The sequence below is a fragment of the Micromonospora sp. D75 genome (genome assembly GCF_018070405.1).
GTDB lineage: Bacteria > Actinomycetota > Actinomycetes > Mycobacteriales > Micromonosporaceae > Micromonospora > Micromonospora chalcea.
The window spans coordinates 1-10,987 of the sequence record NZ_JAGPXV010000138.1 but is presented as its reverse complement, the minus strand read 5'-3'; the positions used below and the strand labels follow the sequence as shown (position 1 = coordinate 10,987).

The 10,987-nt window shown below is 73.0% G+C and carries 9 protein-coding genes; 3 read left to right on the top strand and 6 right to left on the bottom strand.

Annotation, left to right across the window (positions count from 1 at the left end; genetic code table 11):
* Both KBX39_RS11355 and KBX39_RS11350 read left to right on the top strand, forming a co-directional pair.
* On the top strand, nucleotides 1–301 hold a 301-nt coding region (locus tag KBX39_RS11355), incomplete at its 5' end, for an oligopeptide/dipeptide ABC transporter ATP-binding protein (RefSeq protein ID WP_369010110.1).
* An 11-nt stretch (nucleotides 302–312) separates the two neighbouring features.
* On the top strand, nucleotides 313–2,100 hold the full coding sequence (locus KBX39_RS11350) for a gamma-glutamyltransferase family protein (protein WP_210870394.1): 1,788 nt from the start codon (nucleotides 313–315) through the stop codon (nucleotides 2,098–2,100).
* Nucleotides 2,101–2,223: 123 nt separating this feature from the next.
* Here KBX39_RS11350 and sthA read toward each other — a convergent pair whose 3' ends face one another.
* Nucleotides 2,224–3,627 (bottom strand): Si-specific NAD(P)(+) transhydrogenase, encoded by a 1,404-nt coding sequence (sthA, locus tag KBX39_RS11345; RefSeq protein ID WP_043324162.1) that lies wholly within the window; start codon nucleotides 3,625–3,627, stop codon nucleotides 2,224–2,226.
* 82 nt (nucleotides 3,628–3,709) lie between these two features.
* Complete coding sequence (locus tag KBX39_RS11340; RefSeq protein ID WP_210870392.1) at nucleotides 3,710–5,080, bottom strand: glycosyl hydrolase family 18 protein; 1,371 nt, start codon at nucleotides 5,078–5,080, stop codon at nucleotides 3,710–3,712.
* 146 nt (nucleotides 5,081–5,226) lie between these two features.
* On the opposite strand from KBX39_RS11340, the gene KBX39_RS11335 reads away from it, so the two are divergent.
* A complete protein-coding gene (locus KBX39_RS11335) occupies nucleotides 5,227–6,465 on the top strand; it encodes an ROK family transcriptional regulator (protein ID WP_069089703.1) in 1,239 nt (412 codons plus the stop codon).
* A 27-nt stretch (nucleotides 6,466–6,492) separates the two neighbouring features.
* On the opposite strand, the gene KBX39_RS11330 is transcribed toward KBX39_RS11335, so the two are convergent.
* Genes KBX39_RS11330 through KBX39_RS11315 form a run of 4 tightly spaced genes read right to left on the bottom strand, consistent with a single transcriptional unit; the run spans nucleotide 6,493 to nucleotide 10,976 of the window.
* The gene (locus KBX39_RS11330) at nucleotides 6,493–7,905 is read right to left on the bottom strand and encodes a GH1 family beta-glucosidase (RefSeq protein ID WP_210870390.1); all 1,413 of its coding nucleotides are present in this window, start codon (nucleotides 7,903–7,905) and stop codon (nucleotides 6,493–6,495) included.
* 39 nt (nucleotides 7,906–7,944) lie between these two features.
* Nucleotides 7,945–8,952 carry an ABC transporter ATP-binding protein gene (locus KBX39_RS11325; RefSeq protein ID WP_210870388.1) on the bottom strand — a complete coding sequence of 336 codons (1,008 nt, stop codon included), beginning with the start codon at nucleotides 8,950–8,952 and terminating at the stop codon, nucleotides 7,945–7,947.
* Nucleotides 8,949–9,995 (bottom strand): ABC transporter permease, encoded by a 1,047-nt coding sequence (locus KBX39_RS11320; RefSeq protein ID WP_210870386.1) that lies wholly within the window; start codon nucleotides 9,993–9,995, stop codon nucleotides 8,949–8,951. Before KBX39_RS11320 ends, KBX39_RS11325 begins: the two co-directional genes overlap by 4 nt.
* 3 nt (nucleotides 9,996–9,998) lie before the next feature.
* On the bottom strand, nucleotides 9,999–10,976 hold the full coding sequence (locus KBX39_RS11315; protein WP_043324151.1) for an ABC transporter permease: 978 nt from the start codon (nucleotides 10,974–10,976) through the stop codon (nucleotides 9,999–10,001).
* Nucleotides 10,977–10,987 lie beyond the last annotated feature (11 nt).

Genomic DNA, 10,987 nt, shown 5'->3' with positions numbered 1-10,987 from the left:
CCCGTACACGGCGGCGCTGCTGTCGGCGGTGCCGGTGGCCGATCCCCGGGTCGAGCGGCAGCGCCGCCGCATCGTGCTCACCGGCGACATCCCCAGCCCGGTGGACCCGCCGAGCGGCTGCCGCTTCCGTACCCGATGCCCCCAGGCCCGCCCCGCGTGCGCCGAGACCGATCCGGCGCTGGCCGAGGTGGGTCCGGGCCACGAGGCCGCGTGCCTGTTCCCGCTAGACGGCGAGCGCGACGGCAGCCCGGGGGAGGAGGGCGGCGCGACGGACCGCGCCGACATCGCCGGCACGGCGTAGGCTCACCGCCGATGACGTTCACCACCCGGCCGACGTTGCGCGGCACGTTCGGCATGGTCTCGTCCACGCACTGGCTGGCCAGCCAGTCCGCGATGGGCGTGCTGGAGCGCGGCGGCAACGCGTTCGACGCCGCCGTGACCGCCGGGTTCGTGCTGCACGTCGTGGAGCCGCACCTCAACGGCCCGGCCGGCGAGGTGCCGGCGATCCTCGCCACCGCCGCCGATCCGGCGCCGCGGGTGCTGTGCGGCCAAGGTCCGGCCCCGGCCGCCGCCACCGTCGCGCACTTCCGGTCGCTGGGCCTGGACCTCGTGCCCGGCGCCGGCCCGCTCGCCGCCGTGGTGCCCGGCGCTGTCGACGCGTGGCTGCTGTTGCTGCGCGACCACGGCACCCGCACGCTCGCCGAGGTGCTGGAACCGGCGATCGGCTACGCCGCCGCCGGCCACCCGCTGGTCGGCGCCGCCGGGCAGACAGTCGCGCGGGTCCGGTCGCTGTTCACCGACCACTGGCCGACGTCCGCGCGGCTCTGGCTCCGCGACGGCCGCCCACCCGCGCCGGGGGAGATGATCACCAACCCGGCGTACGCGGACACGCTGCGCCGCCTCGTCCACGCGGGACGGGCCGCCGGTGCGGACCGGGAGGCGCAGATCGAGGCGGCCCGGCGCGCCTGGCGGGAGGGTTTCGTCGCCGAGGCGATCGACCGTTTCAGCCGGCTGCCGTTCCGCGACTCCAGCGGGCGCGCACACGCCGGGCTGGTCACCGGCGACGACCTGGCCGGGTTCTCGGCCACCTGGGAGGCGCCGGTCACGCTGGACTGGCGCGGGCACACGATCGCCAAGACCGGCTTCTGGGGGCAGGGCCCGGTGCTGCTGCAGACCCTGGCCGTCCTGGACGCGCTCGACGACCCGGCGGTCTACGATCCGTCCAGCTTGGACGGCATCCACGCGCAGGCCGAGGCGCTGAAGCTCGCGTTCGCCGACCGGGAGGCGTGGTACGGCGACACCGCCGTGCCAGGTTCCAGGCTGCTGTCGGCCGGCTACGCCCGTTCGCGGGCCGCGCTGATCGGCGACCGCGCCGACACGTCGCTGCGTCCCGGCAGCCCGGCGGGCAGCCCGCCCCGGCTGCCGTCGCACCTGCGGGCCGACGCGGACCGGCGGGCCGTCCCGCAGGACCCGAGCACCGGCGAACCGACGGTACGCGCCGACGGCGTGACCCGCGGCGACACCTGCCACGTCGACGTGGTGGACCGGTGGGGAAACATCATCTCCGCCACGCCCAGCGGCGGCTGGCTGCAGAGTTCACCCACCATTCCGGAGTTGGGTTTCCCGCTGGGCAGCCGGTTGCAGATGTGCTGGCTGGAGGAGGGGCTCGCCTCGACGCTGCGGCCGGGGCGGCGTCCGCGTACCACGCTCAGCCCGACGCTCGTGCTGCGCGACGGCGAGCCGGTGATGGCCTGCGGGACGCCCGGTGGCGACCAGCAGGACCAGTGGCAGCTGCTGTTCCTGCTGCGGCATCTGGCCGGCGGGCAGGACCTGCAGGAGGCGATCGACGCCCCCACGTGGCACACCACGAGCTTCCCGGCGTCGTTCTACCCGCGCGAGGTCGAGCCCGGCGTGCTGGTGCTGGAGGACCGGATCGACGCGGATGTGCTGGCCGGCCTGCGCGCAAGGGGCCACACCGTCCGGCTGTCCGACCCGTGGAGCCTGGGCCGCATGTGCGCGGTCACCCGCGACCCCCGCACCGGAGTCCTGTCCGCGGCGGCGAACCCCCGAGGCGCCCAGGGCTACGCCGCAGGCCGCTGACCCCTCCCGCGCCCCTCCCTTCCTCGTCGATCTTGCACTTGCGGCCCGGGCACAGCGGTCATAACGGGCGCTCCCGGGGCAGCAAGTGCAAGATCAACGGGGTGGAGGGCGGGGCAGCAGGGGTCAGTCGTTGATCCGGGTTATGTTGCGGATCTTGTTGGCGGCGTCCAGGGCGGCCACCTTGTACGCCTCGGCGAGGGTCGGGTAGTTGAACACCGCGTCCAGCAGGTAGTCGACGGTGCCGCCGCAGCCCATCACCGCCTGCCCGATGTGGACGATCTCGGTGGCGCCGGTGCCGAACACGTGCACGCCGAGCAGCCGTCCGTCCTCGGGTGAGACGAGCAGTTTCAGCATCCCGTACGAGTCGCCGACGATCTGCCCCCGGGCCAGTTCCCGGTAGCGGGCGATGCCCACCTCGAACGGAGTGGACGCCTCGGTCAGCTCCTCCTCGGTCTTCCCGACGAAGCTGATCTCCGGAATGGTGTAGATGCCGATCGGTTGCAGGTCGGACATGCCGCGTGCCGGTTCGCCGCAGGCGTGCTGGGCGGCCAGCCGGCCCTGCTCCATCGACGTGGACGCCAGCGCGGGGAAGCCGATCACGTCGCCGACCGCGTAGATGTTGTCGACGGCGGTGCGGTAGTTCGCGTCGACCGCGATCCGGCCGCGATGGTCGGCGGTGAGCCCGGCCGCGTCCAGCGCGAGGTCGTCGGTCTGTCCCTGCCGCCCGGCCGAGTACATCACCGTGTCCGCGACGATCTTCTTGCCGCTGCGCAGGACGCAGAGCGCTGCGGTGCGGTGCTTCTCGACGGCGGCCACCTCCTCGCCGAAGCGGAAGGTCACCGACAGGTCCCGCAGGTGGTACTTCAGCGACTCGACGATCTCCTCGTCGCAGAAGTCGAGCATCCGGGGGCGGCGCTCGACCACCGTCACCTTGGTGCCGAGCGCGGCGAACAGCGAGGCGTACTCCATGCCGATCACCCCGGCGCCGACCACGACCATGCTGCGCGGGACGGCCTGCAGGTTGATCACGCCGTCGGAGTCGACGATGGTCCGGTCGTCGAAGTCGACGCTGTCCGGTCGGGCCGGGCGGGTGCCGGCGGCGACGACCGCCTTGTCGAAGCTGATCCGGGTCTCCCGGCCGGAGCCGGCGTCCACCCAGACGGAGTGGGCGTCGGCGAACCGGCCGGTGCCGGTGATCAGCGCGACCTTGTTGCGGGCCAGCTGGTCGCGGATCACGTCGGTCTGCCTTGTGATCACGTGCTGGGTGCGGGCGGCCAGGTCGGCGACGGTGATGTCCTCCTTGACCCGGTAGCTGCTGCCGTAGAGGTCGCGCTGGCTCAGCCCGGTCAGGTAGAGGACCGCCTCGCGCAGCGTCTTCGAGGGCACGGTGCCGGTGTTGATGCACACTCCGCCGAGCATGTCGCGGCGATCGACGATGGCGACGCGGCGGCCCAGCTTGGCAGCGGCGATCGCCGCCTTCTGTCCACTCGGTCCGGAGCCCAGCACCAGCAGGTCGTAGTCATACACGAGCGCCAGCCTCGCAGGGTCTCGCAACCCGCGCCAGCGGCAGGGCTCCGCGCCGGGGGTGGAAACGCGGAGCCCTGCCGGGTCAGCGGCCCTGCAGGGAGCGGACGTTGTCGCCGAACGTCCAGCCCTTCGACCCGTCCCAGTTCACCGACCAGGTCATCAGGCCCTTGAGGCGGCCCTGGTAGGTGTTCCACGCCTGCGCCACCAGCGCCGGGCTCATGTACCCGCCGCCGGCGCCGACCTGCGCGGGCAGCCCGGGGACCTGCCGGTCCAGCGGTACGCGGATGGTGGTGCCCTGGATGACCAGGCCGGCGTCGAGGCAGTTGGTCTGCGCGACGAAACCGGCGACGGTGCCGGCCGGGTACGAGTCACCGGCGCAGCCGTACATCGAGCCGTTGTAGTACTGCATGTTGAGCCACCAGAGCCGCCCGTTGTCGGCGTACTTCTTGACGATCGGCAGGTACGCGCCCCAGATCGAGCCGTAGGTGACGCTGCCGCCGGTGACGTACGCGGTCTCCGGCGCCATGGTGAGCCCGAAGCCGGCCGGCATCTGGGCCAGCACCCCGTCGATGATCCGGATCAGGTTGGCCTGCGAGGGGGAGAGCTGGTTGATGTTCCCGCTGCCGGTGAGGCCGGTCTCGATGTCGATGTCGATGCCGTCGAAGTTGTGCCGCTTGAGGATCGGCACGACGGTGGCGACGAACCGGTCGGCGACGGCGCTGGAGCTGAGGTCGATGCCGGCGGTGGCGCCGCCGATGGACAGCAGCACGGTGAGTCCGGCGGCCTTGGCCTGGCACACCTGGGCGGGGGTGGGCACCTTGACGCCGGAGTCCATGCCGTCCTCCCAGAGCACGGTGCCGTCGGCGCGGATGACCGGGAACGCGGCGGTCACCACGTTGTAGCCGTGTCCGGTGATCCGGGAGTCGGTGATCGGGATCCAGCCGAGGCCGGGGTGTACGCCGTTGGCGGCGCCGTCCCAGTTCTCCCAGTAGCCCTGCAGCACCTTCCCGGTCGGCCGGGACCGCAGCGCGCAGGTGTCCCCGCCCGGGGTGGTCGGGCTGGACGACACCGTGGGCGTGGGGGTAGGCGTCCGGGTCGGGGAAGGGGAGGTGGAGGCGGAAGGGGACGGCGACGGCGGGCGGGTGGTGGGGCTCGGCGACGGCGTGCCGCCGGTGCAGGCGCCGAGGTCGGTCCAGAGCGCCGGTACGGCGGCCGGGTTCCAGCCCGCGCCGGCCGGCGGGGTGTGTGTGACGAGCGCCTGGTACAGCCGGCCGCCGTAGGTCGCCCGGCTGCCGGCGGTCCAGGTGACGCCCTCGGCCCAGGCCGGCGCGTCACACGCGACGAGCGCGCCGACGGCGCCGGTCGTGGTGGCGGCGGTGGCGGGCAGGGCGGCGGTGGCGGCGAGCAGCGCGACGCCACCGAGCAGTGCGGTCATCCCGCGTCCGAGTCGCATTGACATACCTCCTCATCGATGCGCCGGAGGTTATCAGTTAACTTTGTTAAGTGTAAATGCGCAGTACGCTGTCACCGCTTGGTTCACGGCGTGAACGCAGACGAACGCAGGTCGCCGTGGGCGGCCGGGAAGGGACGGCGGCGGACGTGGACGCCAGACGCACCACGGTGCGCGACATGCGCCGGGCCAACCGGTCGGTGCTGCTGACCCGGATCTGGCTGGACGGTCCGCTCAGCCGGCACGAGCTGGGTCAGTCCACGGCGCTCAGCCTGGCCAGCGTCAGCAACCTGGTCGGCGAGATGATCAACGAGGGCCTGGTCGAGGAGGCCGGCTCGGTCGAGTCCGACGGCGGCCGTCCCCGCGTGCTGCTGCGCGTCGCGCCCGGCTACGGCTACCTGGTCGGCGCCGACGTCGGCGAAACCCGCGTCCAGGTCGAGCTGTTCGACCTGAGCATGACCGCGCTGGCCAAGGCCGAGTACCCGATCGCCGCGACCGGGCCCGACCCCGAGCGGGTCGCCGCCCACCTGCGGCACGGCCTCGCCGCGGTGACCGAACAGGCGGGCGTCGACCCGGCCGCGGTGCTCGGCTTCGGCGTCGCCGTCGCCGGCACGGTCGAGCGCACCGCCGACGCCGTGGTGCACGCCCAGACACTCGGCTGGGACGGCGTCCCGCTCGGCGCGATGCTGCGCGCCGACGTGCCGGTGCACGTGGACAACGGCGCGAAGACGCTCGGCCAGGCCGAGATGTGGTTCGGCGCCGGCCGCGGCGTCCGGCACGCGGTGGTCGCGCTGGTCGGCTCCGGCGTCGGCGCGAGCGTGGTCGCCGACGGCGTCGGATACCGCGGCGCGCACAGCAGCGCCGGGGAGTGGGGCCACACCACCATCGTGTACGGGGGCCGCCGCTGCCGCTGCGGCAACCTCGGCTGCCTGGAGGCGTACGTCGGCGCGGAGGCGGTGCTGGACCGGTTCCGCCAGGCCAACCGGGGCCGCCCGGCGCCGGGCGCGGACGAGGAGACCGCCTTCGGTGAGCTGCTGCGCTCCACCAGCGGCACCGCCGCGAAGGTGATCGACGAGACGGTCGGCTACCTGGGCGCCGGGGTGGCGAACCTGGTGAACCTGTTCAACCCGGAGCGGGTGGTGCTCGGCGGCTGGGCCGGGCTGGCCCTGGGCGAGCGGCACCTGCCCGCGATCCGTGCGGCCACCGCGCGGCACGCGCTGCGCCAGCCGTACGCGCAGACCTCGATCGAGCTGTGCCGGCTCGGACCGGACGCGGTCGCGATGGGCGCGGCCACCCTGCCGATGACCCGGCTGCTGCGCGACGGCGGCGTGCCCCGCGACCCGGCCGCCCGCCCGTCCCCGGCGTGGGGGCCGGCCCGCCGTCACTGACCGGCCCGGCCCCCACACCGCGCGCCGTCAGCGCCGGCCGCGTACCCGCCGCACGGTGTCCCGGTACCACAGCGCGCTGCGCTTGGGGATGCGGCGCTGCGTGTCGTAGTCGACCCGGACGATGCCGAACCGCTTGTCGTATCCGTACGCCCACTCGAAGTTGTCCAGCAGCGACCAGGCGAAGTAGCCGCGCACGTCGGCCCCGGCCGCCCGGGCCCGGGCCACCGCCCGCAGGTGCTCGGCGAGGTAGCCGACCCGGTCGTCGTCGGCGACGAACCCGTCTGCGTCCGGCTCGTCGTCGAACGCCGCGCCGTTCTCGGTGATCACCATGGGCGTGCCCGGGTAGTCGCGGTGCAGCCGCACCAGCAGGTCGGTGAAGGACTCCGGCACGATCTCCCAGTCCATCGCGGTACGCGGCAGGTCACGCCGGACCACCCGGCGTACCGGCTTGCCGTCGTCGTCGCGGTCGCGGCCCTGCTCGTCCACGCCGGAGTGCAGCTGCCCGAAGTAGAAGTTCACGCCGAGCACGTCGATCGGGGTGGCGATGACGTCCAGGTCGCCGTCCTCCACCGGAATCCGCACGCCCTCGGCGGCCAGGTCCGCGATCACGTCCTGCGGGTACTCCCCGCGCAGCACCGGGTCCAGGTAGAGCCGGTTGCCCAGCCCGTCGGCGGCCCGCGCCGCGTCCCGGTCGGCGGCGCTGTCGGTCGCCGGGTCGGCGGTGGCCAGGTTCAGCGTGAGGCCCAGCTCGATCGGCGCCGAGGCCGCCTCGCGCAGCCGCCGCGACGCCTGCCCGTGCCCGAGCAGCAGGTGGTGCGCCGCGGCGATGCCGTCACCCAGGTTCCGCCGGCCGGGGGCATGGTCGCCGTAGGCGTACCCGAGCATCGCCGAGCACCACGGCTCGTTGAGCGTGGTCCAGGTGCGGACCCGGTCGCCGAGCGCGGCGAAGACCAGCTCGGCGTAGTCGGCGAACCGGTACGCGGTGTCCCGGTTCGGCCAGCCGCCCGCGTCCTCCAGCTCCTGCGGCAGGTCCCAGTGGTACAGCGTCACCCACGGCTCGACGTCGCGGCCGAGCAGCTCGTCCACCAGCCGGTCGTAGAAGGCCAGCCCAGCCACGTTCGCCGGGCCGCGCCCGCCCGGCTGCACCCGCGGCCAGGCCACCGAGAACCGGTACGTGTCCAGCCCCAGGTCGGCGATGAGCGCGACGTCCTGCGGCATCCGGTGGTAGTGGTCGCAGGCCACGTCGCCGTGATCGCCGTTCGCCACCGCGCCCGGCACCCGGCAGAACGTGTCCCAGATGGACGGCGTGCGGCCGTCGGAGGCCACCGCGCCCTCGATCTGGTACGACGACGTCGCCACCCCCCACCGGAAGGTCGGCGGCAGCGTGTCGATCGGATCCGGACCGGCGACTGACGACGGGCGGGTGAGGTCGGTGTCCATGGCTCTCCTCGCGGGTAGCGGGTGGTGGTGTCGGGCGGGTCAGCGGGACAGGGGCGCGACGGCCGGGTGCAGCCGGCACGCGACGGCCCGCGCCGGGTCGTCGACGTACGGCGCGCCGAGCACCGGCACCTGCTCGCCGCACCCGTCGAACGCCTTCGGGCAGCGGGGGTGGAACGCGCAGCCGGACGGCATGGCGCGCAGGTCCGGCGGGGAGCCGGGGATGCCGGTCAGCTCCCGGCGCGGACCGTGCAGCGCCGGGAACGAGTGCAGCAACCCCTCGGTGTACGGGTGCAGCGGCTCGGCGTACAGCCGGGCGGCGGGCGCCTCCTCGACGATCCGGCCGCCGTACATGATCGCGATCCGGTCGGAGAACTCGACAAGCAGCGACAGGTCGTGGGTGATGAACAGCACCGCGAAGCCGAGGCGTTCGCGCAGCTCGGCGAGCTGGCCGAGGATCTGCCGCTGCATCACCACGTCCAGCGCGGTGGTCGGCTCGTCCATGATGACCACCTGCGGCTCCAGCGCCAGCGCCATCGCGATCATGACGCGTTGCCGCATGCCGCCGGAGAGCTGGTGCGGGTAGCTGTCCAGCCGGTCGGCGGAGATGCCGACCAGGCGCAGCAGCTCCTTCGCCCGGGCCAGCCGGCTCGCCGCCGTGCTCTTCGGCTCGTGGGCCCGGATCACGTCGAGCAGCTGGGTGGAGACCTTGTGCACCGGGTTCAGCGAGTTCATCGCGCCCTGGAACACGATCGACGTCTCCGCCCAGCGGAACTCGCGCAGCTTCGCCGGGCTGAGCGTGAGCACGTCGACCGGCGGGCCGTCGGCCGGGTGGTAGATGACCTGGCCGCCGCTGACCACGCCGGGCGGGGGCAGCAGCCGAGTCAGCCCGTAGGCCAGGGTGGACTTGCCGCTGCCGCTCTCCCCGGCCAGCCCGAGCACCTCGCCGCGGTGCAGTGTCAGGTCGACGTCGCGGACCGCGCGGACCGCGTCCGCGCCGACGCCGTAGTCGACGCACAGCCCGCGGATCTGGAGCACCTGGTCGCTCATGAGGTCGCGTCCTCTCGGGTGGGGTCCGCCGGCCGCCGCATCGGGACCGGCGCCGGATTCGGCGCGAGCACCGGGGTGAACCCGACGCGCATCGTGACGGTCCGACCGTCGGCGGTCCGGATCCGGGTCCGGCCGCCGGTGCGCAGCCGGGGGCTGACGAACTCGTCGATGCCGAAGTTGATCAGCGCGAGCGCGGTGCCGAGCAGCGCGATGGCCAGCCCGGCCGGCACGAACCACCACCAGGCGCCCTGCGCGAGGGCCTGCTGTCCCTGCGCCCAGAACAGGATCGTGCCCCAGTTCCACGACGAGACCGACGAGACGCCGATGAACGCGAGGGTGATCTCCGACATGACCGCGAAGATGACGGTGCCGACGAAGCCGGAGGCGATGATCGCGGTCAGGTTGGGCAGGATCTCGAAGCCGATGATCCGCCAGGTCCGCTCGCCGGTGGCCCGCGCCGCCTCGACGTAGTCGCGGCGGCGTAACGACAGCGTCTGGGCGCGCAGCACCCGGGCGCCCCAGGCCCACGACGTGAGGCCGATGATGAGCGCCACGAGCGTGTCGCTGGCCTGGTCGACAAGGGACGTGACGATGATGATCAGCGGCAGCGCCGGGATCACCAGGAACACGTTCGACACCGCCGACAGGCCCTCGTCGGCCGCGCCGCCCAGGTAACCGGCTGTCACGCCGATCAGGATGGACAGGATCGTGGCGAGCACGCCGGCGGTCAGGCCCACCACCATCACGCTGCGCGCGCCGACCAGGATCTGGCTGAAGATGTCCTGCCCGAGGTGGGTGGTGCCGAACCAGTGCCGGGCCGAGGGGGCCTGCAGCACGTCGGCGCTGCGCGCGTCCGGGTCGTACGGCGCGATCCACGGTCCGATCACCGCCAGGAGCACGTACACCCCGAGGACGGCCAGGCCGGTCGCGGCCTTGCCGTTGGCGACGAAGCGGAACCGGCGGCGGCGGGCCCGGGCCGAGGGCTGCGCCATCGCGCCCTGGCCGGGGATGACCTGCTCGATGCTGGACGGGGAGAGTGTCATCGCTCAGCTCTTTCGGGTCCGCGGGTCGAGGAGCAGGTACGCCACGTCGGCGAGCAGGTTCGCCACCAGCACCGAGATCGTGATGATCAGGAAGATGCCCTGCATGAGCGGGTAGTCCTTCGAGCCGACGGCCTGGAAGAGCTGGAACCCCAGACCCGGGTACGAGAAGACGATCTCCACGAGCAGCGTGCCGCCGACGATGAAACCGAGCGACAGCGCGAACCCGGACACGTTGGGCAGCAACGCGTTGCGGGCGGCGTAGCTGAGGGCCACCCGGCGCTCGGAGAGCCCCTTGGCGTGCGCGACGGTGATGTAGTCCTCGCTGGCGACGGTCACCATCATGTTGCGCATGCTGAGGATCCAGCCGCTCATCGACGACACCAGGATGGTCGCCGCGGGCAGGATGCTGTGCTGGATCGCGCTCGGGATGAAGTACGCGTCGAACGCCGGCACCAGGCCCGGCTCGTAGCCGCCGGAGGACGGGAAGAAGCTGCCCGGCCCGGCGAACAACGCGATCGCGACCAGGCCCAGCCAGAAGTACGGGATCGAGGACAGGAACGTGGTGGCCGGCAGCAGCCCGTCGATCCAGGAGCCGCGCCGCCAGCCCGCGCCGACGCCGAGCGCGGTGCCGAGCAGGAAACTCACGATCGTGGTGACGCCGACCAGGCCCACCGTCCACGGCAGGCTGCTGCCGATCACCTCCGACACCGGCGCGGGGAAGAACGTGAACGACAGTCCCAGGTCGCCGCGCAGCAGCTGTCCCCAGTAGGCGACGTACTGCTCCCACAGCGAGCGGTCGGAGTCCAGCCCGAACAGCACCCGCAGCGACGCGATCGCGTCGGCGCTGATCCGGCCCTGGTTGCGGGAGATCAGCGACTGGACCGGGTCGCCCGGCACCATCCGCGGGATGAAGAAGTTCAGCGTGATCGCCGCCCAGGCGGTGAACAGGTAGAAGGCCACCCGTTGCAGCAGGAACCTCACCGGGCCGTCTC

Bases quoted from the DNA above. Each gene is read 5' to 3' on its own strand.
- KBX39_RS11350 (WP_210870394.1), top strand. From the start codon at position 313: ATGACGTTCACCACCCGGCCGACGTTGCGCGGCACGTTCGGCATGGTC.
- KBX39_RS11340 (WP_210870392.1), bottom strand. From the start codon at position 5,080: ATGCGACTCGGACGCGGGATGACCGCACTGCTCGGTGGCGTCGCGCTG.
- KBX39_RS11330 (WP_210870390.1), bottom strand. From the start codon at position 7,905: ATGGACACCGACCTCACCCGCCCGTCGTCAGTCGCCGGTCCGGATCCG.
- KBX39_RS11325 (WP_210870388.1), bottom strand. From the start codon at position 8,952: ATGAGCGACCAGGTGCTCCAGATCCGCGGGCTGTGCGTCGACTACGGC.
- KBX39_RS11320 (WP_210870386.1), bottom strand. From the start codon at position 9,995: ATGACACTCTCCCCGTCCAGCATCGAGCAGGTCATCCCCGGCCAGGGC.